Annotated in this window: 21 protein-coding genes and 2 pseudogenes; 5 read left to right on the top strand and 18 right to left on the bottom strand. The window is 63.2% G+C overall.

The window, feature by feature from the left end:
- Nucleotides 1-57: 57 nt before the first annotated feature.
- The 3 genes from dmpG to JGU71_RS04495 are packed head-to-tail and all read right to left on the bottom strand — an operon-like array spanning nt 58 to nt 2,849.
- Nucleotides 58-1,122, bottom strand: a complete 1,065-nt coding sequence (gene dmpG / locus JGU71_RS04505) for a 4-hydroxy-2-oxovalerate aldolase (RefSeq protein ID WP_199702670.1) — start codon at nt 1,120-1,122, stop codon at nt 58-60.
- Nucleotides 1,106-2,035, bottom strand: a complete 930-nt coding sequence (locus JGU71_RS04500; protein ID WP_199702660.1) for an acetaldehyde dehydrogenase (acetylating) — start codon at nt 2,033-2,035, stop codon at nt 1,106-1,108. The genes dmpG and JGU71_RS04500 overlap by 17 nt, the downstream gene beginning before the upstream one ends.
- Nucleotides 2,036-2,054: 19 nt before the next feature.
- Nucleotides 2,055-2,849, bottom strand: coding sequence for a 2-keto-4-pentenoate hydratase (locus tag JGU71_RS04495; protein WP_199702658.1), 795 nt, complete (start codon nt 2,847-2,849; stop codon nt 2,055-2,057).
- A 178-nt stretch (nt 2,850-3,027) separates the two neighbouring features.
- Here JGU71_RS04495 and JGU71_RS04490 point away from each other — a divergent pair, with 178 nt between their 5' ends.
- Nucleotides 3,028-3,876, top strand: a complete 849-nt coding sequence (locus tag JGU71_RS04490; RefSeq protein WP_199702657.1) for an alpha/beta fold hydrolase — start codon at nt 3,028-3,030, stop codon at nt 3,874-3,876.
- A gap of 71 nt (nt 3,877-3,947) precedes the next feature.
- Here JGU71_RS04490 and JGU71_RS04485 read toward each other — a convergent pair whose 3' ends face one another.
- The 5 genes and pseudogenes from JGU71_RS04485 to JGU71_RS29695 form a co-directional block, all read right to left on the bottom strand.
- Entirely contained in the window at nt 3,948-4,736 is a 789-nt protein-coding gene (locus JGU71_RS04485) for an SDR family NAD(P)-dependent oxidoreductase (RefSeq protein ID WP_199702655.1), read from the bottom strand.
- Between the two features lie 20 nt (nt 4,737-4,756).
- A complete protein-coding gene (locus tag JGU71_RS04480) occupies nt 4,757-5,533 on the bottom strand; it encodes a glucose 1-dehydrogenase (RefSeq protein ID WP_199702653.1) in 777 nt (258 codons plus the stop codon).
- 24 nt (nt 5,534-5,557) lie between these two features.
- Nucleotides 5,558-5,815, bottom strand: coding sequence for a hypothetical protein (locus tag JGU71_RS04475; protein WP_199702651.1), 258 nt, complete (start codon nt 5,813-5,815; stop codon nt 5,558-5,560).
- Nucleotides 5,816-5,830: 15 nt separating this feature from the next.
- Nucleotides 5,831-6,406: pseudogene (locus JGU71_RS29700) on the bottom strand (FAD-binding protein); the annotation flags it as partial.
- Nucleotides 6,406-6,708 (bottom strand): annotated as a pseudogene (locus JGU71_RS29695) (flavin reductase family protein); the annotation flags it as partial. The pseudogenes JGU71_RS29695 and JGU71_RS29700, both read right to left, overlap by 1 nt.
- A 185-nt stretch (nt 6,709-6,893) precedes the next feature.
- Here JGU71_RS29695 and JGU71_RS04465 point away from each other — a divergent pair.
- Nucleotides 6,894-7,511 (top strand): PadR family transcriptional regulator, encoded by a 618-nt coding sequence (locus JGU71_RS04465; protein ID WP_199702878.1) that lies wholly within the window; start codon nt 6,894-6,896, stop codon nt 7,509-7,511.
- A gap of 6 nt (nt 7,512-7,517) precedes the next feature.
- On the opposite strand, the gene lipP1 is transcribed toward JGU71_RS04465, so the two are convergent.
- From lipP1 to JGU71_RS04440, 5 genes are all read right to left on the bottom strand, one after another.
- Nucleotides 7,518-8,444: a LipP1 family hormone-sensitive lipase gene (gene lipP1, locus JGU71_RS04460; protein ID WP_199702647.1), complete on the bottom strand. Its 927-nt coding sequence runs from the start codon at nt 8,442-8,444 to the stop codon at nt 7,518-7,520.
- The gene (locus JGU71_RS04455) at nt 8,441-9,301 is read right to left on the bottom strand and encodes an IclR family transcriptional regulator (protein WP_199702645.1); all 861 of its coding nucleotides are present in this window, start codon (nt 9,299-9,301) and stop codon (nt 8,441-8,443) included. The genes lipP1 and JGU71_RS04455 overlap by 4 nt, the downstream gene beginning before the upstream one ends.
- Before the next feature lie 195 nt (nt 9,302-9,496).
- Nucleotides 9,497-10,402 (bottom strand): biphenyl-2,3-diol 1,2-dioxygenase, encoded by a 906-nt coding sequence (gene bphC, locus JGU71_RS04450; protein WP_199702643.1) that lies wholly within the window; start codon nt 10,400-10,402, stop codon nt 9,497-9,499.
- Between the two features lie 35 nt (nt 10,403-10,437).
- Nucleotides 10,438-11,619 carry an acyl-CoA dehydrogenase family protein gene (locus JGU71_RS04445; RefSeq protein WP_199702641.1) on the bottom strand — a complete coding sequence of 394 codons (1,182 nt, stop codon included), beginning with the start codon at nt 11,617-11,619 and terminating at the stop codon, nt 10,438-10,440.
- Nucleotides 11,620-11,660: 41 nt separating this feature from the next.
- On the bottom strand, nt 11,661-12,833 hold the full coding sequence (locus tag JGU71_RS04440; RefSeq protein ID WP_307829489.1) for a 3-ketosteroid-9-alpha-monooxygenase, oxygenase component: 1,173 nt from the start codon (nt 12,831-12,833) through the stop codon (nt 11,661-11,663).
- A gap of 199 nt (nt 12,834-13,032) precedes the next feature.
- On the opposite strand from JGU71_RS04440, the gene JGU71_RS04435 reads away from it, so the two are divergent.
- Together JGU71_RS04435 and JGU71_RS04430 are read left to right on the top strand one after the other, a co-directional pair.
- Entirely contained in the window at nt 13,033-13,494 is a 462-nt protein-coding gene (locus JGU71_RS04435; protein ID WP_199702639.1) for an FAS1-like dehydratase domain-containing protein, read from the top strand.
- Nucleotides 13,491-13,892, top strand: a complete 402-nt coding sequence (locus tag JGU71_RS04430; protein WP_199702637.1) for a MaoC/PaaZ C-terminal domain-containing protein — start codon at nt 13,491-13,493, stop codon at nt 13,890-13,892. The genes JGU71_RS04435 and JGU71_RS04430 overlap by 4 nt, the downstream gene beginning before the upstream one ends.
- On the opposite strand, the gene JGU71_RS04425 is transcribed toward JGU71_RS04430, so the two are convergent.
- From JGU71_RS04425 to JGU71_RS04410, 4 genes are all read right to left on the bottom strand, one after another.
- A complete protein-coding gene (locus tag JGU71_RS04425; RefSeq protein WP_199702636.1) occupies nt 13,886-15,256 on the bottom strand; it encodes an APC family permease in 1,371 nt (456 codons plus the stop codon). The two genes, JGU71_RS04430 and JGU71_RS04425, sit on opposite strands and share 7 nt — an antisense overlap.
- A gap of 101 nt (nt 15,257-15,357) precedes the next feature.
- Nucleotides 15,358-16,275: a MetQ/NlpA family ABC transporter substrate-binding protein gene (locus JGU71_RS04420; protein ID WP_199702635.1), complete on the bottom strand. Its 918-nt coding sequence runs from the start codon at nt 16,273-16,275 to the stop codon at nt 15,358-15,360.
- 50 nt (nt 16,276-16,325) lie between these two features.
- Nucleotides 16,326-17,021 (bottom strand): methionine ABC transporter permease, encoded by a 696-nt coding sequence (locus JGU71_RS04415; RefSeq protein WP_199702876.1) that lies wholly within the window; start codon nt 17,019-17,021, stop codon nt 16,326-16,328.
- Between the two features lie 2 nt (nt 17,022-17,023).
- The gene (locus JGU71_RS04410) at nt 17,024-18,019 is read right to left on the bottom strand and encodes a methionine ABC transporter ATP-binding protein (protein ID WP_199702634.1); all 996 of its coding nucleotides are present in this window, start codon (nt 18,017-18,019) and stop codon (nt 17,024-17,026) included.
- A gap of 234 nt (nt 18,020-18,253) precedes the next feature.
- Between JGU71_RS04410 and JGU71_RS04405 the strand changes: the two genes are divergently transcribed.
- The gene (locus JGU71_RS04405; protein WP_199702626.1) at nt 18,254-18,484 is read left to right on the top strand and encodes a D-alanine--D-alanine ligase family protein; all 231 of its coding nucleotides are present in this window, start codon (nt 18,254-18,256) and stop codon (nt 18,482-18,484) included.
- Nucleotides 18,485-18,507: 23 nt separating this feature from the next.
- On the opposite strand, the gene JGU71_RS04400 is transcribed toward JGU71_RS04405, so the two are convergent.
- Nucleotides 18,508-20,163, bottom strand: coding sequence for a putative bifunctional diguanylate cyclase/phosphodiesterase (locus tag JGU71_RS04400; RefSeq protein WP_307829493.1), 1,656 nt, complete (start codon nt 20,161-20,163; stop codon nt 18,508-18,510).
- Between the last annotated feature and the right edge of the window lie 121 nt (nt 20,164-20,284).

Here is a 20,284-nt window from a genome sequence, read left to right as displayed (position 1 = left end):
CCTCGTCCGACTGCTTCGGCTCGGACGAGGGCCGTGTCCAATGAGAGCCAGATCCAATTACAGCGCAGCGAGTTCCACGGCGATATCGATGAGCTGGTCTTCCTGACCCCCGACCAACTTGCGGCGACCTGCCGTCAGCAGAATTTCAGCTCCGCTGACGCCGTAGCGCTCGGCTTGGCGGTAGGCGTGGCGCAAGAAGCTCGAATAGACCCCGGCGTAGCCCATCATCAGCGACATGCGATCCAATGTGCATTCCCTGTCCATTACCGGCGCCACGACGTCCTCGGCGGCGTCGATGATCGCGAGCGTGTCGATTCCCGTTCGGATGCCGAGCTTTTCGGCGACCGCGACGAACGCTTCGACCGGGGTGTTACCTGCCCCCGCGCCGAGGCGCCTGGTCGAGCCGTCGATCTGTGTCGCACCGGCTTCGACGGCGAGAATCGAATTTGCTACTCCGAGGCCGAGATTCTCGTGTCCGTGGAACCCGACACGGGCATCGTTGCCCAGTTCGGCAACGATGGCAGCAACCCGGTCGCTGACCTGTTTCGTGATCAGCGCACCCGCGGAATCGACGACGTAGACGCACTGGCAGCCGGCATCTGCCATGATTCGGGCCTGGGTAGCAAGAACTTCCGGCGGTTGGCTGTGAGACATCATCAGAAAGCCGACCGTCTCGAGGCCGATCTCGCGTGCGAACCCGAAATGTTGAACGGCTATGTCGGCTTCTGTGCAATGTGTTGCAATGCGGCAGATTTGGGCACCGTTGTCGGCCGCGGCTCTGATGTCGGCCTGCGTGCCAAGGCCGGGAAGCATCAGAAAAGCTATCTTGGCGTTGTGCGCGGTGGCGACGGCTGTTCTGATCAGGTCTTGCTCCGGCGTCCGGCTGAAGCCGTAGTTGAACGACGATCCACCCAATCCGTCGCCGTGCGCCACTTCGATGACCGGCACGCCGGCGCCGTCGAGCGCGGCCACGATCTTTCGCACGTCCTCGGTCGTGAACTGATGTGCCTTGGCATGAGACCCGTCGCGTAACGACGAATCGGTTACGCGGACATCGAGGGTCGAACCGAAAGGCTCGACGGTCTTTGGCACAGCTCCAAACTGCTCAGCGGGAAACGGCATAGCGTGCTCCTTCTGCTTGTGGCGCGAGTTTGGCCGCGGCGAACGATTCGGCGACCTTGGCTGCCGTCGCGGTCATGATGTCGAGGTTGCCGGAATAGGGCGGCAGAAAGTCACCTGCCCCTTCGACTTCGAGGAAGATCGCAACGCGCGCCATACCGCCGTTGGTCGGGCTCGGATCGTCGAACTGCGGGTCGGCAACGAGGCGGTACCCCGGCACGTAGGCTGCGATGAAATCGACGATCTCGCGAACGGAACGAGTGATCGCCTCTCGGTCTGCGTCCTCGGGAATCGCGCAGAACACAGTGTCACGCATGAACATCGGTGGCTCGGCAGGATTGAGAATGATGATGGCCTTGCCACGTCCGGCACCGCCGATCGTCTCGATGCCGCGGCTGGTGGTGAGTGTGAACTCGTCGATGTTCGCCCGGGTTCCGGGCCCGGCGGAGGGTGAAGCGACGCTGGCGACGATCTCGGCATACGGCACGGGAACGACACGGGAGACCGCATGGACCATCGGAATCGTTGCTTGGCCGCCGCAGGTGATCAGGTTGACATTCGGCGCGTCGAGGTGTGTGCCCATATTCACTGCCGGCACGACTGCCGGTCCGAGCGCAGCCGGCGTCAGGTCGATGGCCTGGATCCCCAACCGTTCGTATCGTGGGGCGTTGGCGCGATGGACGTACGCCGAGGTGGCCTCGAAGATCAGGTCCGGTAGCTCTTTCTGGGCGAGAAGCCAATCGACGCCACCGGCGCTGACCGAAATGCCCTGCTCGGCAGCCCGCTTCAGGCCGGGGCTTTCCGGATCGACGCCGATCATCCAGGCTGGCTCGATGGCATCCGAGCGAAGGAGTTTGTACATCAGGTCGGTGCCGATATTGCCGGAGCCGACGATGGCGGCTTTCAACTTGTCCACGTGAAATCTCCTCGATCTGTCAGACGAATCGCAGCGATACGCTGCCTAGTCCGGCGAAGTCCGCCCGAAATCTCTGTCCTGCAACCACATCGACCGCCCGTGTGCACGAGCCCGGTAACACGACGTGGCCGGCCTCCAGGCGGACCCCGAAGGCGCCGACCGTGTTCGCAAGCCACGCGACAGCGGTCAGCGGATTGCCGAGCACGGCAGCGGAGTTGCCGCTCGTCACCTCGATCTCGGCGTGGGGCTCGCCCGAGTAGAGCACTGCCGCAACGTTTGCGAGATCCAGGTCCCCGGCGTCGCGGGGCCGGCCGAGTGTGAAGCCCGCGGACGACGCGTTGTCCGCGATCGTGTCCGCAATACCGATCTGCCAGTTGATGATCCGACTGTCGATCAGCTCGATTGCCGCGACCACGCTGGCGGTCGCGGCGAGAACGTCAGCTTCTGTGCAGCCGACCATGGGTAGCGCAGCGCGGAGTACGAACCCGATCTCGACCTCGATGCGTGGACAGCAGTACCTCGACAGATCGACGGTCGAGCTGTCTTCGATCCTCATGTCGGTGAGCAGGTGGCCGTAATCGGGCTCGTCCACTCCCATCATCTGCTGCATCACCGGTGACGACAGTCCCACCTTGTGTCCGCAGACGGTCGAACCCAGAGCCAGTTTGCGTGCGATGTTGCTGCGCTGAATCTCGTAGGCGTCCGTCGCGTCGATTGCTGGGAAGGTCGTACCGAGTGGCTCGATGGGGGAGCGAGTGGTCTCGGCATCCCAGAGCAGGGTCGCCGCGGTCTTCCGCTCGGCGGTATCGAGCATGGGGTCTCCTTGTTGCCGGTTGTCCACCGAGTCCGGTGGCTCTCCGTTGGGGACTCTAGGTGCCACGGCGGGCACGGTAGGTGCGCATTCCCGCTCAGCGGAAGGAGATCGATTCGGGCGCAACAAAGTTGAATACGTTGGTCGTGTACCAGAGGCAATGACCGACGAAAGGGAAACCATGACAACGACTCTCGGATTCGAGCCGACGAGCAGGACCGTAGCGGGTGAGTACGACCTGCACTACCACGAGGCCGGCAGCGGACCGGTCCTGTTGCTGCTGCACGGATCCGGTCCGGGGGTCAGCGGCTGGTCGAACTTCGCTGGCAATTTCCCGGTATTCGCGCAGCAGTACCGCACGATCATCCTCGACCTGTCTGGCTTCGGTCGCAGTCCCGCGCTGGAGTGGAACGACGTATATCCGCGCGTCGCTGCCGACTCGATACGGTTCTTTCTCGACGAACTCGGTATCGACAGGGTGGACATCATCGGAAATTCCATGGGCGGCAACGTCGCTACGGAGTTCGCCCTCGCACATCCGGACCGAGTCCGCCGGATGGTGTTGATGGGACCGGGCGGGCTCGCGGTCAACAGTTTCGCGCCTTCGGTTAGCGAGGGCTCCCGACGGTTGTTCGAGTTTCTGGCGAATCCGACGCGGGACGGCATGGTCGCCTGGGTGGACACCATGGTCGGCAACCCGGCAGTCGTGTCCGACGAACTGATCGACCAGCGAATGGAGAATGCTCTGCAGCCGGGCGCCATCGCTCGTACTCTCGCGATCTTCCAGACGTTTTCGGATCCGCGATTCGCGGACCGCCCTCAGCTGTGGGCGAGAGCAGCCGAGGTCCAGCACGAAACGCTGCTGATCTGGGGTCGCGACGACCGGATGCTGCCGTACGAGGGCGCGCTGTTCCCGTTCCGGCAGATGCCGAACGCCGAATTGCATGTGTTCGCCAAGTGTGGTCATTGGGCGCAAATCGAGCGCAAGGCGGACTTCGAGCGGTTGGCCCTGGAGTTTCTCGGTCGTTGAAAAACCCTGCGCGGTCGGGGAGTTCACAGCCCCGTTGGGTCCATGGACTCGCCGACCGCGCACGGTGCAGGTCAGGCGTGTGTGCCGCCGTCGATGCGAATCTCGGTGCCGGTGATGAATGCACCGTCTTCGGACACCAGCATGGCGATCACGCCGGCCACCGCGGCTGGGTCACCCATTCCCGCTCCGCCCGACTCGAGATCGGTGGGCAGAATGGGGGAGAGCTTGCCGAACAGAGTCCAATCAGCATCTGCTGGGACGTATCCCGGTGTTGCATCGATTATTCCCGATTTGATGCTTCCCGGTGCCACACAGACTGCGCGGAGTCCGGCTTTGCCGTATTCCAGTGCTAGCGCGTGTGTGAACGACTGGATGCCGCCCTTGCTTGCCGCATAGGCCGCCATGTACGGGTGCGCGAACGACGCGGAGGTCGAGCTGAAGTTCACGACAGTACTGCGCGGGTTGTCGAGCAGTGGCGAAAGTGACTCGCGCACAGCGAGAAAGGTCCCGGTCAGGTTGATGCCGATGATCTGGTTCCAGAGGTCGAGGCTCGTGTCACGAGTGTGCGACGCACGCAGGATGCCTGCGGCGTTCACAAGTGCGTCGAGGCCACCCAGCGTCGCGACGGATGCTCGGACGCCTTCGACGACGGACGCCTCGTCGCCGATGTTCATCGTCTGCGTGGTCAGCCTGGTGGCATCGGGTTCGTATGCCAACGCTCGAGTTCGGTCGAGGCCGTCCGCAGAAATATCGGCGGCGACAACCGAGGCGCCCTCGCGCAGGAGGCGCAGCGCAGTTGCCTGGCCGATACCCGACGCCGCGCCTGTTACGAGGATGCGGTGACCGTTGAGTCTGTTCATGTTCGTTCCATTCTTCGACATCATTGCCCCATCACGTATTTCACGGTCGGACCTGCTGTCCAACCGCCGTCCACCGCAATTTCTGCGCCGGTCACGTAGCTCGCGTCATCGGAGAGTAGGTACCCGACCGCGCCGGCGATCTCGTCCGGCAGACCGACTCGCGCCATCGGGGTGTTCGGGTAATTGCCCTCGCCGACTTTGATTCCCAGCTGTGCCGTCATCGGCGTGTAGGTCATGCCGGGATGCACGGAGTTGACGCGGATGCGGTCCGGGCCGAGTTCGACGGCCACTATCTTCGACAGTCCTCGGACGGCCCACTTGGATGCTCCGTACCCAGCGGTCATCGCGAGGCCCATCATCCCGGCTGCCGAGGAGATGTTGACGATCGAGCCGCCACCCGCAGCGCGCATCGGAGCGATGACGGACTGAATTCCGTTGAATACGCCGACCAGGTTGACGTCGAGAACGGCGCGGAAGTGTTCCAGCGGTTCGTGTTCGGTGAACTGCCCGGTGGCGATGCCCGCATTGTTGACAAGTCCCGTCAGGGAGCCGAACTCGGTGAGGGTGTACTGCACCGCGGTGGTCCACTGCGTCGGGTCGGTCACGTCCAGGTGGACGTAGCGGGCGCGATCGCCGAGTTCGATTGCGGTGTGCTCGCCCGCCTCGTCGAGTAGGTCGGCGATGACGACGTTGCCGCCACGTTCGACGATGTGCTGAGCAAATGCTGCTCCCAGGCCACGCGCACCACCTGTGACGATGATGGACTTTCCGGCCAGTTGATTCGAGATCTGGTTCATATCAATCGCTTTCGTTGTAGCTGGTCACTGGAGTCGGCCAGGAAGGGGCTCGGATCGCAATGCGTCCGTTCGGAGCGCGCCGTCGACAGCGGCGCGTTCGATCGACGCGCGCAGGGATGGGCAGGTGGGAATCCACATGCTGCGGATGCCGGCGTCGACCTGCTCGGCGAATCTCGGGCAGGATTGCTCGGCGTCGGTCAGCCACTGGATGCTGGTGTGTGTTGGGCTGTACTTGTCGACAAGCACACAGTTGCCGCAGGTGGTGCAGCTGAGTTCTTGCATGTCGTCGCCGCGTTTCTACTGTGCACCGGCCGCATGGCGGGCGCTGATCCAGCCGAACACCATCGCGGGACCGATTGTCGCCCCGGCACCCGCGTAGTCGTTACCCATCACAGCGGCCGACGCGTTGCCGGTCGCATACAGTCCGTCGATCGCCGTGCCGTCTGCGCGCACGACCTGAGCGTGTTCGTTGGAGACGACGCCGCCCTTGGTGCCGAGGTCGCCGGCGATCATCTTCACGGCGTAGTACGGCTTCGTATCCAGAACATCCAGCGTCGGGGTCGCCAACGTCGGGTCGCCGTAGTAGTTGTCGTAGGCGCTCTCGCCTCGGCGGAAGTCCTCGTCCCTTCCGCCGCGGGCGAAGCCGTTGAAGCGGGCTACCGTCTCCGTCAGACCTGTTGCCGATATCCCGATCGCCGCGGCCAGTTCGGCGACAGTGTCGGCCCGGTGCATCAGTCCGGAATCGAACCACGACTGCGGGAATTTCTGCCCGGGCATCACCGCACCGAACTGGTAGCGGCGCTTCGCTTTTCCGTCGAAGACGAACCAGATCGGATCGTGGCGGCCAGCGATCTGCTCGTGCACGAACGAGACTTGTCTCCGCCGCTCACCGCGAAGCTCGAACAGATGTCGCGTTGATCCTCGGCGAGGATATTGATGCACAGGCTGCGTGACGCACGCAGAACCGGCCACGTCGTCGACGTCTTCGATGGGCAGAACGACACGTATGGCGGGTCGAGTGATACCGATACCACCGATTGACAGGTGAACCCTCGTGGGACGTCGCCGTCGTGTGCGGTGATCACCGCGACGCCGGTGCAGAAATGTCCCATCACCTTTCGCAACGTCGCGCTGTCGATCTCCGCAAACTCGACAAGTAGATTCTCCGAACTCATGCTGCCCTCCTGAAGGTATTGGCATGCACCAGAATCGGGTTCACAGTCGGCAAGTGCCAGGCAGGTTCCCGGTCAGCGGGCACTTGCTCTGCTCGAACACGGGTATCCATTGATAGCATTCGGAGGTGTCAGCGTCCGAGTTCGAACTGCCGAGCCTTCCGGCTACGAGCTGGGCTGTCCTGGGGATGCTGGCGTTCGAAGAGGAGCTATCCGGATACGACTTGAAAAAGTGGGCGGACTGGAGCATCGGATTCTTCTACTGGAGTCCGTCTTTCAGTCAGGTCTACTCCGAACTCAAGAAGCTCGAAACTCACGGCTTCGTCACGTCGCGGGTGCAAAGCGAAGACGGCGTTCGCGGTCGGCGGCTTTACAAGATCACGCCAGCAGGTACCGACGCCGTCCAGCACTGGGCGAACAAGGCTCCCATCGATCCTCCGGTCTTGAAACACGGTGTGATGCTGCGTATTTGGCTAGGACACCTGAACGATCCGGAACGGTCGAAGCAAATCCTGCGCGAGCACATCGACTATGTCGAGGGTATGCGGCAGCGCGCGGCAGCCGACGCGGAGGGCGCGCGAGCCGAGCCTGCATGGGCCTACCCGCGTCTTTCGCTGAAATGGGCGGAACGGTACTACGCGGCCGAGCGCGATCTGGCCGAGCAGGCGATCAAGGACATCGACGAAGCGGACGCCACTATCCGAGCGGGGCGAGCCGGCAGCGACGCCGGGTTTCCGAAACCGACCCCCGGCGTCTGGCACGAGGTCGAACGGCAGGTCCAGGCGGGGCATTCCGAGTCGGACTGACCGAGGTCACGGTTGTAGCAACTCTCCGAGATCAGCCCACGCCTGTTCCTGTGCCGCCGCTGCGACTGTCAGCGCACTCATCGACATAAAGCCGTGCACGGCAGCGTAGGTCCTGTGCACCACTGAAATGCCAGCGGCGCGAAGAGCATTCACGTAGGCGGTGCTCTCGGAGGCCAGCGGGTCGTAGGTGGCGGTGACGACGACGGCCGGTGGCAGTCCGGCTAGTTCGGCACGCAGTGGTGACGCGGTCGGGTGTGCGCGGTTGGCAAGGTCGGGTAGGTATTGATCCCAGTACCAGCACATGGCGGCCCGCGTGTTGTAGAAGCCGGTTTCGAAGGTGCGGTAGGACTCCGTCTCGAAGTCTGCCGCGATAACGGGGTAAAGCAGCAGTTGCGCACAGACATTCGGGCCCGAGCGGTCCCGGGCCAGCGTGGTCGCCACGGCAGCGAGGTTGCCGCCGGCGCTGTCGCCTGCGACTGCCACCCGGGTTGCGTCGCCGCCGACTTCTGTGGCGTGGACGGCTGCCCATGCAGTCGCGGCATAGACGTCGGTGACCGCGGCAGGCCATGGATGCTCGGGCGCGAGTCGATAGTCCACGGAGATCACCACTGCGCCAACGCCGTTCGTCATCCGTCGGCACAGGTCGTCGTGGGTGTCGAGGTCGCAGAACACGAATCCGCCGCCGTGTGCAAAGACGACGATCGGGAGTGGTGTGTCGGATGCCGCTGCGGGCCGATAGATCCGAATGCGAATAGCTCCGTCGGGTCCGGGAATCAAGCGATCTTCCCATCGGCCGACCGGTACGGGTGCGGCCGGTGGACGCAGCCGGGCACGGATCGCCGCGCGAGCGCGTGCGCCTGTCATCTCTTCGACTTTGGGGAATCCCGAGTTGAGCGCCTCCAGCAACGCTGCCACCTCGGCGTCGAGTGTCACGCGTACTGCAGGTCCGCAGCCGACGTCGAGGCAGGATGATGTTGTATCACCGCTCCGCCCAAACGAATTCGAGCTTGCTGAAGTGTCGGCTGCACCCTGACCGGCCCGCCTTCTATGTTGCGCCAGATTCCGAGTGCGGCCATACGCAACGGTGCTGCAAGTTGTGCGTCGAGCTTCAACTGCGAGAGCGGCCCACAGATCGAGACCGCTGCCACGGCTTCGCCGAGGTCTCCGATCGGCGCGGCGATGCAGCCGAATCCTGGAATGGATTCTTCACGCTCGTAAGCAATTCCATGCGCGCGGACCTTCGAGAGTTCGGTCCTCAGCTGGTCGCCGGTCGAAATCGTGTATCGCGTCTTGCGTGCGAGTTGGCCACTCGCGAGGACCGTTCGCAGATCCGCATCGGAGAAGCCGAGGATCGCTTTGCCGACTCCGGTGCAGTGCGCGGGGTGTCGTCCGCCGACTCGGGTAGGCACTGCAGCCGCCATCCGTCCGCCGATCTTTTCGAGGTAGACGACATCGGCCCCGTCCATGATTGCCAAGTGCACGACATGTCCGGTGACACGGTGTAGTTCGTGCAGGAATGGGAGTGCGGCTCGGTGTAGGCGGTCCTGATGGACGGCGAGGGAACCGAGCTCTACCAACCGCATTCCGAGTTCGTAGTCACGGCCCTGCCTGCGTAGCCAACGCAGGTGTACGAGGCGTTCCAGCATGCGGTGCGCAGACGAGCGGGGGAGACCGGTGCGGCGGACGACCTGTGCCAGGGTGAGCCGCCCGGGGCCTTCGAATGCGTCGAGCACAAGTGATACCCGATCGAGTACGGCGCTCGGTGTTGCGGCGTCGGGCTGAATAGTCATTGGTCCTCCGATGTGATGCGCTGTGCTGCCTGGTTCGGAGAAAGGCGTCCGAACTGGGTATTTCGATTAGGCATATACCTATTGATAGCACATGGTGTGGGGTGTGTCACCCCCGGATCGACCCCCGAACGACCAAAACAGGCCTCTGGATCGAATGTCGACCCGAAGACCTGTTTCGTGTTGTTGCATCGCTGCCTACATGGCTGCCAGCGGCTCGCTGCCGGACCAGTCGTGACCCCAGTAGCTGTCGGCGGTGATCTCCTCGGCCGAGTAGTACCGCTCGTCGACTTTCGTTCCATCCGTCCCGAATTCGACGTCCCAACCACCGGGTGCACGAACGTAGAACGAGACCATCTTGTCGTTCGTGTGACGGCCGAGAGTGGACGAGACAGAAAAGCCGTCCTTGACGACCCGGTCCAAAGCCTGTCCGACGGCGTCGAGCGTCTCGACCTCGACCATGATGTGAACGAGGCCGGGAGCACCGCCGTGCGGAGCCGGGCACAAAGCCAGGCTGTGATGCCGCTCGTTCACACCCATGAACCGGACCCGAAGCGGGCCGAACTCCGCCGGGGCCGGGATACGGAACGCGCCACGCGGGAGGAAGCCGAGGACCTCCGTGTAGAAGTCGAATGCACCGTTGATGTCCATCACCGGCAGCACGACGTGCCCGAGCCCCTGCCCGCCGGTGACGAAAGTGGCGCCGAACGGTGTGACCACCGGGCTGTGGTCGAGGACTGCGCCGTGGAAGATTTCTAGTGTGGCACCGGTCGGGTCCTGGAACGTGATCGCTTCTTCGACTCGACGGGCGTCCGCTTCCTCCACCGACAGCGGCTTCACGCCGATGCCCGCATTTTCGACGGCCTCCTGCACGCGAACCAATGCGGAGTGATCGCGTACTTCCCAACCGATGGTGACGATCTCGTCGGTCGCCCCTTCGACGACGACGATACGGGCAGCTCGCTCGTCCATCCGCAGGTACAGCGCATTCTCGTCCGGGCCTTTGCCTTCGGCAAAGCCGAGTACGTCGAATGCGAAGGTCCGCCAGCGTGCGATGTCGTCGGTCTGGATCTTGACGTAGCCGAGGGCTTTGATGTCAGTCATTTCTATTGTCCTTCTTTGGGATTCGTAAACCGTGGTCAGATCATCGACCGGAGATTGTTCGGCGGCTCGAGTCCGAGCGAACTGAGTGCCGACGCGTGGTACACCGTGCTGGGTACGTGGATTGCGTGCGCAAGGCCCGCGTGTGCGTCGCGCCAGTACCGCTGCAGCGGCTTGTCCATACGCAACGCGTTGCCGCCGGATCGGGCAAAGATCTGATCGACGGCACCGACGGCGCGCCAGGCGGCACGCACCTGCGTACGGCGGCCGGCGGCGCGTTCGGCAAACGAGACCTCGGCTCCCGAATCGACGATGTCCCACATCGTGTCGACGTTCGCCAGCAACTCCTGGCGGGCAGCGTTGATGTCCGCAGCGGCCTCGCCGATGGCGAACAACACGTAGGGGTCGTCTTTGATCGCGGTGCCTTGGGCTCCGACCCGCTCGCGCTGGTAGTCGAGATGAGCGGCGAGCGCACCCTCGGCAATGCCGATGACGGCAGCGGATATGCCCAACGGGAACATGTTCGACCACGGCATCCTGTACAGCGTTTCGGTTCGGCCGGAATTCTTCTGCGCGATGCCGTTGATCACCTCGTCGCCGTCCATCACGCGGTAGGACGGAACGAACGCGTCGCGGACGATGATGTCCTTGGAGCCGGTTCCCTTGAGGCCAACCACATTCCATGAGTCTTCGACGATCTCGTAGTCCTTGCGCGGCAGGATCATGTGCAGCATGCGCGGAGGCAGTGCCATGTTGCCGTCCTTGTCGCCTGCCATCGCACCGAGGAAGATCCAGTCGCAATGGTCGGTGCCCGAGGAGAATTGCCACCGTCCGTTGAAGATGTAGCCGCCATCGACCGGTGTGGCGATTCCTGTTGGTGCGTAAGGCGACGCCATCCACGTGTCGTTGTCGGCGCCCCAGACCTCTTCCTGTACCAACGGGTCCGCGAAGGCGAGTTGCCACGGATGCACGCCGACGATGCCGCAGATCCATCCGGTTGCGGGATCCTGTGCGGCGGCTGCCATTACGGTTTCCGCGAAAGCTCGAGGATGTGCTTCGAAGCCACCGTACTGCTTGGGTTGCAACAGCCGGATGGGGCCTGCGGCTTTGAGTTTCTTCGCGGTTTCGTCCGGTAGTCTGCCGATTCGTTCCGCTTCGGTTGCCTGGTCGCGGAGTTGGTCCGCGATCTCCATGATGTTGTCGAGAACCTGGTTGGCCATGATCGTGTCCTTAGGTGCGTCGGTTGGTCTCGGGTGTGCGGTCAAGCATCGATCTGCAGCGGCACAACGCCGTTCGCAATGTTCTCGGCGACCTCGGCCTCCCAGCTCTGGACCGCACGGTCGGTGTCGATCTCGAATTCGAACCGCTTGGTCATGTCGTCGGTGATGTCCTCGACGTCCACGTAGAACTGCTTGTACCAACGGCGAAGCTGGTAGACAGGGCCGTCCTCTTCCGACAGCAGTGGATTGTCGATGGGCGCCTTGGTCTTCCAGATCTCGATGTCCTGTTCGAAGCCCATTTCGACGCCCGCAGCAAACTGTGCGGCCATGCCGGCCGCTACCTCGTCGGACACCCCTTCGGGCTTCTTCACCATCGCGCCGTACTGCAACACGAAAGAGTTTTCGCTGATCGGGTAATGGCAGTTGATCAGGACTGTCTCGATGAGCATGCCGTTGGCTTCGCTCCACAGCTTGTCGATCATGTACGACGGGCCGAAATACGACGCATCGGACCGCAGCGTCGAGTTGGGATCGTCGTAGCTGGTTCCGACCGAGATGTCATGACGTGGTGTCGAGCGCATGTACTGCGTCGCGACGTGTCCTTCGAAAACATTTTTGAAGAAGCGTGGAAACGAGTAATGCACGTAGAAGAAGTGCGCCATGTCGACGACGTTGTCGACGATTTCACGACAGTGCGAGCCTTCGACCAGCAGTGAATTCCAGGTCCAGTCGGTCCATTCGGCGGTACCGTATCCCTCGATTTCAGGGATCGTGATGTCCTCAGGTGGCTTCCGGCCTTGCGGATCGTTCCAGACGTAGAGCTGGCCGTTGCGTTCGAGCGTGACCCAGGAGCGGGTGCGCGCGATCGGCGGCACCCGACGGGCATACGGAATGTCGTTGCATTTGCCGTTTCCGCCCCACCGCCAATCGTGGAACGGGCAAGCGATCGAGTCGCCCTTGACCGTTCCGAGGGCAAGGTTGCCACCCATGTGCCTGCAGAACGCGTCGAGCACATTGAGCTTGCCGTTCGATGTTTGGAAGACGACCAGCGAAGTACCGAAAGCTTTGATCTGGTGCGGCTTTCCATCCTGAAAGGTCTTCAGTAGACCCAAGCAGTGCCAGCCTCTGGCAAACCGTGTCGGCGCTGCGGCCGCCTCGATCATCCTGATTTCGTCTGCGTGAGAATTCGATTGCAGCGCCATCATTACCTCCATCTAGTCCACCGTTCGGTGTGATGACGCTCATAGTCGACCGCGCAACCGCGGGATCGACCGCGCTGTCCCGCCCAGCGGACACCTTTTGCACGTCCATGGTTTCGCGTCGATCGGTGTCCCTGTGGGCGGGAAAGCGCGCATCGGACAGAGCGATTCGACAGCTACCGTGTGGACACTCATTGCCCGGACAGGAGATGGAATGGTCAACACAGCAGCGGTCGGCAGAGTGGGATCGCCCTTCGTCATCGACCTGGAGCGCGGGAAGATTCGCGAGTTCGCGCAGGCGACGCAGTCTGCCAACCCCGAGTACTGGGAGGGTGAAACGCCCTCCGTTCCAGCCACTTTCCTTACCACTCAGATGTTCTGGCAGGAGTGGGCAGGTCCGGACGCGAACCCGTGGCATCAGGTCGAACTCGACCAACAGCGTGGGATGCATGCCGAACAGGACTTCGTCTTCTTCGGTCCACCGCCTCGGGCAGGTGACCGGCTGTTCGCGACGTCGCGTATCGAGCGGATCTACGAGAAGGCCGGCGCGCTCGGCGGAACCTTGACGCTCGCCGAGATGATCACGGAGTTCCGGGACGAGCAGGGACGACTGGTGGCTGAGGCCTCGCTCACCGGCGTCGAGACAGACCGCAATCCGGCTAGGGCGTCGCGATGACGCCTGCAGCGAGCCCGGCCGTGTACGGGCCGTTCACGCGGACCGACTTCGTTCGGTATCAGGGCGCGTCGGGCGACATGAACCCCATCCATCACGACGAAACCGTCGCGCGGGCAGCAGGTTACGACACACCGCTTGCTGTCGGGATGTTGTCGGCGGGCTTGCTCGCGACGTATGCGACGGACTGGCTCGGCGCGGACTCGATTCGACGATTCCGCACCCGTTTCAAACGTCAGCTGTGGCCGGGGGACACGTTGACATGCACAGGAACCGTTGTGCAGGAATACTTTCAGGACGGCGAGTTGCGTGTGGACGTGGCTCTCGTCGGTACGGCACAGGGTGGGGAGGTTGCCGTGCAGTCGTGGGCAACCTTTGCGCGTCCTCCCGCTGCTCAGTGAAGACGATCGCTGTCGTCGGACGGTTGCTTTCCGCCCGTTCCTGTCAGTCGCGCGAGCCCGTACAGGACTAGTCCGACGCCTATCAGGATTGCCGTCCGCAGCCACGTGGACGCACTCTGCTGGGTCATCAACACGATGCACGTCCCCACCGCGAGCACCGGGAGGATCGTGGGCGCGTGGAAGTGATCCGAATCCGCGCGATCGCGCCGCAGCACAAGCACCGCGACGTTCGTGCTGACGAACACGAACAGAAGGAGAAGCACGACGGTCTCGGCGAGCGCTGCGACCGAGCCGGTTGCCGAGAGCACCATCGCGACGGCGGTGGTTGCGACGATCGCTGTCCACGGAGTGCGGCGACGGGGGAGCACCTTGGCCAGGGCGGCCGGGAGTAGCCCGTCTCGTGCCATCCCGAACGTCAGGCGCGACGCCATGATCATGGTCAGCAGTGCACCGTTGGCGACGGCGATCAGAGCAATGAGCGCGAAGAGTCGGTCCGGAATGCCGACATCGGCGATCGAGACCACTTCGAGGAGTGGACCGGAGGATTCAGCGAGTTGCTGTGGCGGTGCAACTACCGAGACGGCCAGGCCGACGAGGACGTACACAACTCCAGCCGTGAGCAGCGACCCGAACAGCGCCTTCGGGTAGACGCGCCTGACATCGCGGACTTCTTCCGCAATGTTGGCCGACGTTTCGAAGCCGACGAACGAGTAGTAGGCGAGCAATGCTGCGCTCAACACGGCGAGCGCAGGCGTTGTGTCGCTGTCGAATTCGAGCACACGGTGCGGCTCGCCGTCTCCTCGGCCGAGGACGATGCCTGCCAAGACGATGACGAGCACGAGACCGGAGACCTCGACCACCGTCATCACGACGTTGGCGCGCAGCGACTCGCTGATTCCGCGCGCGTTGAGCGCCCCGACCGCGAGCAGAAAGACCAATGCGGCGGCCGAAGTCGGAACGTCGACAAAGGATTTCAGGTAGTCGCCGGAGAAGGCGAGTGCGAGCCCGGCCGCGCTGGTGACGCCCGCGGCCAGCATGCAGAAACCGACGAGGAACGAGACGAGCGGCGAGCGATACGCATGGCGTGCGAACACCGCGGCGCCGCCGGCACGAGGATATTTGGTGACCAGCTCCGCGTACGAGGCGGCCGTGAGCAGAGCCATCGCCAGCGCGAGCGCAAGTGGCACCCAGAGGGCGCCGCCGACTTCGCCGGCGATCTCACCGAGCAGCGCATAGATGCCGGCTCCGAGCATGTCGCCGAGGATGAACAAGAACAGCAACTTGCCGGTGATTGCGCGCCGCAGCGGAGTGTTGTCGTTGTCCGCTTGTACGTCGCCGCGCTCGGCCACCTGTTTATCGGTCATAGCGCTGTAGGTACCCGCATTTGGACGATCGAGACAGATCGCGACCTCGACTTCGAGCGGGTGCCGCCGACCGCAGAGCCGTAGCCCTGCGGTCGGGCGGTCTACTTCGCGTCGAGTGGCAGCAAGATGTCCTTCACCTGCGGATCGGTGGCGAGGAACTGCTGGACCTCGGGATCCTTGAACGCTTCGACCAGCTTCTCGATGTTCTCTGTGTCTGCCCAGTCGCTTCCGATGGTGAGTTGTCCCGCAAACTCGTCCGGGGCCGGCGGGGCGAAGATCTGCTTCTGTACCGGGATGCCCGCTGCGAGGTAGTACTCGGTGTAGCCGACAGCGGCATCGAGGTCGGGCAGGGCGCGCGACTGCGCGGCGAAGTCGAGCAGCGTGAACTTCAGGTTCTTCGGGTTACCGACGATGTCCTTCTGTGTCGCCTTCGACTTGTCGATCGCCGGATCCAACTGGATCAAGCCGGCGCGTTCGAGGACCCACAGACCCTGTGACTCGTTTGCCGGATCCGAGTACAGCGATACTGTTGCGCCGTCGGGCAATTGGGCCGGATCGGTGTACTTGTCCGACCACAACCCGAAGCCCCAACGAAACACCGGGGTTGCCGCAGTCTCGCGGAAATCCGGGTTGGCTTCGAGTACCTGGCCGAGCCACAGCTTGTGCTGATAGATCGTGGCCGCAACTTCGCCCTCACTGACGGCGCGGTTGATCGTGTTGCTGTCGGCGAGACCACGGAACGCGACCTTGATGCCGTACTTGGGTGCGATCTTCTCGGCGACGAAATTGACGAGCGCCTGTTCCGACGCGTTGCCCTCGGCTGTCGCCACAACCAGTGTTGCACCGGCGATCTCGTTGGCCGATTGCTTGTCGTCGAAGAGCGTGAAGCGCACGACGGCTGCAATGGCGAACACGAGCACGACGAATCCGATGATCCATGGCAGCTTTCGCCGCTTCTGCAATTCGAAGCCGTGATCGCCGATATCGGCGGTTGTGTCCTGGGTGGGGGTAGCGGTCATCGACATATCTCTCTGTGTGGGGATGTGACTGTGTGGGGTGTGAGGGTGAGTCAGGCCGCGACGCGAGCGCGGCTGTGTGGCGTGGTGAAGCGGACCAGTGCATCGCCGACCAGTTGGACGACGGCGACGGTGGCAACAAGGATCACGATGGTTGCGATCATGACGGTGTGATCGAAGCGCTGGTAGCCGTATGTCACTGCCACATAACCGATCCCGCCTGCGCCGATGGTTCCGGCGATCGCCGAGTATTCGATCATCGCGATGGTGTTGATCGTCAATCCGCCGATGATCGACGGAACAGCTTCGCTCAGTTGGGCGGTGCGAATGATCTGCGCGTTCGACCCGCCGGATGCCCGCGCCACGGCGACGACGGACGGCGGCACGGACCGGAGCGAGTTTTCGACGATGCGGGTGAAGAACGCTATGCCCGCCAACGACATCGGCACCACCGCAGCGGGAATGCCGATGTTGGTTCCGGTGATGAAGCGGGTGAACGGCATGATCGACGCCATCAGAATCAGGAACGGCAGCGAGCGACCAACGCTCACGGTCCAACTCAGCGGCGTGTGCAGCACCGGGTTCTCGAAGAGTCCGCCCGGTGCCAGGTTGTGCAGAACCGCACCGAGCGGGATCCCTACCAGCACAACGATCGTCATGACGATCCCGACCATGATCAAGGTATCCACGAACGCAGGCAAGAGCAGATCGGGTAGCTCTGAGACCGGAACTTTGGTGCTCGCCGACATGATCACGCGACAACTCCCAGTGTTCGCGCGTCGTGCTGGGACGACGTCTGCAGGCCGTAGCGTGCGAGTGTCGCGGGCACATGTGCCGAAAGATCCTTTGCCACACCGATGGTCGCGCTTCCGATGCTCACACCACCGACCACCTGTACCGACGCGCCCAACAGCGACACCGGGGCGCCGAGATCGGCAGCAACCCGCCCGATCCAGTCGGCGGGAACATCCGGCGAGTCGTAGGTGACAACCCACACCGCATCGCCGGACTTGGCGTCGCCGTCGAGGCGTCGGGGCTGCAGGTCACGACCCAGTGCCGATGCGTGATCGGTCAACAGGTCTACCAGTCGGCCACTTTCGACGATGCTGCCCCGATCGAGTCGCGCCACCGAGTCGGCAATCTCGAGCACCGTGTTCATTTCGTGGGTGATGAAGACGATGGCGAGGTTCAGGTCGTCGCGCAGTTCGCGCAACAGTGCCACCACCGACGACGTGGATTGCGGATCGAGTCCTGACGTCGCCTCGTCGGAGAGCAGGACCGATGGCCGCAGCGCGAGCGCGCGGGCGATGCCAACCCGTTGCCGCTGACCGCCGGACAGTTGAAAGGGGTAGGCGTTCGCGCGGTCGGTCAGTCCGACGCGGTCCAGCAATTCCCGTACACGGCGCTCGGCCTCACCTTTCGTGACACCGAGGTACTCGAGTGGTAGCGCGATGTTCTCGGCGGCGGTTCGACGCGATAGCAGGCTGGACGACTGGAATACCGTGCCGATGCGACGACGCGCGACCCGAAGTTGCTTGTAGCTCAACCGTGTCAGATCCTCGCCGTTGACGACCACCGAACCACTCGTCGGGCGTTCCAACAGGTTGATGCACTGCGCCAGCGTGCTTTTGCCTGCGCCACTCGGCCCGACGACGGCAAAGATCTCACCGGAGTCGACGGCGAAGTTGAGGCCGTCGAGTACGACGGTGTCGCCGTAGGCCTTGGTCAGGTCGTTCACTTCGATCATCGTCGCTGCCCTTTTCGTCCTTTTCGCACGCAGGCACCGCCGCCGAGAGGGGCGGTGTCGCCGCAGAGCGTCGCAGAAGTCCGATCGTGAACAACAGAGTTCGGCTCACGCCAATTCGAAAGCGAGGTCCGAGATTTTCGGAGAATGCAGCGTTTGCGCATCGTTTCGTCGGGGTAGGTCGAGCTCGTCGCCAAGGGTGGTGCCGAATCCTGGATCGTCGACGCGAACGATTCAATGACGCAACGGGGTTGGGACGTCGCGACACTGTGTCACACCGCGTTGGGCTGCAGGCACTACAGCCTGTTCGATTTCCGAATCGACCCGGGCGGCCAACCCTGGTTCCTCGAAGCGGGGCTCTACTGCTCGTTTGCAACCAAGAGCGTGATCGCGATGATGGCGGACGCGGCGGGCATACCACTCACCGAACTGTTCGGGGGAGCAGTCCGGCAGGCAGTCGGGAGCTGAAACCGTCCTACCGGATCGGGCGATCAGCGGCCGATGATCAGCTTGCGTGCGTCGTGCGCAGGCATCGAACGGTGGAACAGCCAACCTTGCACGTAGTCGTAGCCGAGGCCGGTCAGTGCGTCGAGTTGGGCTTCGGTTTCGACACCTTCGGCGATGACGTCGAGGCCCAGAGCGTGGGTCATGCTGCGGAGCGCGTTGAGCAAGGCGTGCGCGCCATCGTCGGGAAGTGGCTGCACCAACCTGCGGTCGATCTTCACGCTGCGCAGTAGCCCCTTCGCGATCAGTTCGCCGAGGCGAGCGAGGTTCGAGTAGCCGACTCCGAAGTCGTCGACGTGGAATCCGATTCCCGCGTCACGAAGTACGTGTAGGGCGCGGTCGGTGGTTGGATCCGGTTCGAGGATCGCGGTCTCGGTCAGTTCCAGGGTGAGCAGGTCGGTCGGCAATCCGACCTCGGACACCGCGCGCAGGATCAGACCCGGCAGCTCCGGGTTTCGTAGCTGACGTGCGGAGAGGTTGACGCTGACCCACACCGGCGGACGGTCGTCGGATTCGGGCTGCCACGCGAGGGCGGCGGAGAGGGCTTGATGCAGCACGGCGTCGAACAGGTCGTCGATCAGCGGTGAGGCCTCGATGAGCGCAATGAACTCGCTCGGGCACACTTTGCCGAGGATCGGATCGGTCCAGCGCGCGAGTGCTTCGAACCCAGCGATCGACCGGTCCTGTAGCCGAACGACCGGTTGAAACTCGGTTGTGATGTCGCCCGATTCGATTGCGTGTCGAATTCGAGTCGAGAGGCTGAGCCTGCGCGCCGAACGATCGTGGTCGGCGCTGTAGAAGCTGTAGCTGCCACCACCGGATCGCTTCGCGACGTGCGATGCACTGTCCGCACGCGAGAGCAGCGACGAGGTCGTAGGGCCGTTGTAGTTGTCGGCGACGGAAATACCGATGCTTGCGCTCAACCGCAGCTCGGCGTATGCGGGGGCGCCGTCGACCATGACGTCCACCTGCAGCGGCCTGGAAATCTGATTCAGCAGATTGTCCGCGTGCCGCGCGATGCTGCGGTTGTCCGTTTCTTGTATTGCGACGGCGAACTGATCGCCGCCGAAGCGTCCGACAATCGAATATGCGGGGAGGCTGTCGCGCACTCTCGCACCGATCTGTCGCAACACGTCGTCGCCTACTGCGTGGCCGTGGGTGTCGTTGACGTCGCGGAATCCGTCGACGTCGACGAGCAACACACTCACGGTGTGGGTGCCCGTCAGCAACGTGTCGAGCAAAGTTTCGACGTGTGCACGGCTGGCCAATCCGGTGACGGCATCGCTGAGCGCCATCTGCTGCAACGAACGTTGGTTGTGAACGAGTTCGGTGATGTCGACAGCGATACCCAGGCTGCCTTCGAGTACACCACGCCGATCGAACAGCGGCGTGTACTGCGTATCGAAGATCCGATCGCCGAGCGTTGTCTGCAGCCGGAACTCTTCGCCGGCAATAGCGCGGACGAACTCTTGGCTGAAGTCGGTTCGGTCCGGATAGATGTCGAAGATACTTTGTCCGACGAGTTGGTCCGGTTCGAAGCCGAGTGGTCGGAGCCCGGATCCGCTCGAGAAGGTGATCACGGCGTCGAGGTCGATCGCGAACACGATCGCAGGCACGGCACGAAGAAACTCCGCGACGCGAATGGGGCTGACGGTGAGGCCGCTGCTTGCGAGCTTCGGCGACCAATCGTGGAGCCGGGCAATCGTGGAAGGGGACCAAGGTAGCCCTCCTCAATTAGTCGACACGCGTTCCGCGTGTGGACAC

This window comes from Antrihabitans stalagmiti (assembly GCF_016482825.1).
GTDB lineage: Bacteria > Actinomycetota > Actinomycetes > Mycobacteriales > Mycobacteriaceae > Antrihabitans > Antrihabitans stalagmiti.
The sequence above is the reverse complement of the archived record's forward strand: the minus strand, read 5'-3'. Positions and strand labels throughout refer to the sequence as shown.

What these genes read in the sequence shown, in the direction of transcription:
- dmpG (WP_199702670.1), bottom strand. Translation starts at nt 1,122, where the DNA reads ATGCCGTTTCCCGCTGAGCAGTTTGGAGCTGTGCCAAAGACCGTCGAG.
- JGU71_RS04495 (WP_199702658.1), bottom strand. Translation starts at nt 2,849, where the DNA reads ATGCTCGATACCGCCGAGCGGAAGACCGCGGCGACCCTGCTCTGGGAT.
- JGU71_RS04490 (WP_199702657.1), top strand. Translation starts at nt 3,028, where the DNA reads ATGACAACGACTCTCGGATTCGAGCCGACGAGCAGGACCGTAGCGGGT.
- JGU71_RS04485 (WP_199702655.1), bottom strand. Translation starts at nt 4,736, where the DNA reads ATGAACAGACTCAACGGTCACCGCATCCTCGTAACAGGCGCGGCGTCG.
- JGU71_RS04480 (WP_199702653.1), bottom strand. Translation starts at nt 5,533, where the DNA reads ATGAACCAGATCTCGAATCAACTGGCCGGAAAGTCCATCATCGTCACA.
- JGU71_RS04475 (WP_199702651.1), bottom strand. Translation starts at nt 5,815, where the DNA reads ATGCAAGAACTCAGCTGCACCACCTGCGGCAACTGTGTGCTTGTCGAC.
- JGU71_RS04465 (WP_199702878.1), top strand. Translation starts at nt 6,894, where the DNA reads ATGCTGGCGTTCGAAGAGGAGCTATCCGGATACGACTTGAAAAAGTGG.
- JGU71_RS04455 (WP_199702645.1), bottom strand. Translation starts at nt 9,301, where the DNA reads ATGACTATTCAGCCCGACGCCGCAACACCGAGCGCCGTACTCGATCGG.
- bphC (WP_199702643.1), bottom strand. Translation starts at nt 10,402, where the DNA reads ATGACTGACATCAAAGCCCTCGGCTACGTCAAGATCCAGACCGACGAC.
- JGU71_RS04445 (WP_199702641.1), bottom strand. Translation starts at nt 11,619, where the DNA reads ATGGCCAACCAGGTTCTCGACAACATCATGGAGATCGCGGACCAACTC.
- JGU71_RS04440 (WP_307829489.1), bottom strand. Translation starts at nt 12,833, where the DNA reads ATGGAGGTAATGATGGCGCTGCAATCGAATTCTCACGCAGACGAAATC.
- JGU71_RS04435 (WP_199702639.1), top strand. Translation starts at nt 13,033, where the DNA reads ATGGTCAACACAGCAGCGGTCGGCAGAGTGGGATCGCCCTTCGTCATC.
- JGU71_RS04430 (WP_199702637.1), top strand. Translation starts at nt 13,491, where the DNA reads ATGACGCCTGCAGCGAGCCCGGCCGTGTACGGGCCGTTCACGCGGACC.
- JGU71_RS04425 (WP_199702636.1), bottom strand. Translation starts at nt 15,256, where the DNA reads ATGACCGATAAACAGGTGGCCGAGCGCGGCGACGTACAAGCGGACAAC.
- JGU71_RS04420 (WP_199702635.1), bottom strand. Translation starts at nt 16,275, where the DNA reads ATGACCGCTACCCCCACCCAGGACACAACCGCCGATATCGGCGATCAC.
- JGU71_RS04415 (WP_199702876.1), bottom strand. Translation starts at nt 17,021, where the DNA reads ATGTCGGCGAGCACCAAAGTTCCGGTCTCAGAGCTACCCGATCTGCTC.
- JGU71_RS04410 (WP_199702634.1), bottom strand. Translation starts at nt 18,019, where the DNA reads ATGATCGAAGTGAACGACCTGACCAAGGCCTACGGCGACACCGTCGTA.
- JGU71_RS04405 (WP_199702626.1), top strand. Translation starts at nt 18,254, where the DNA reads ATGACGCAACGGGGTTGGGACGTCGCGACACTGTGTCACACCGCGTTG.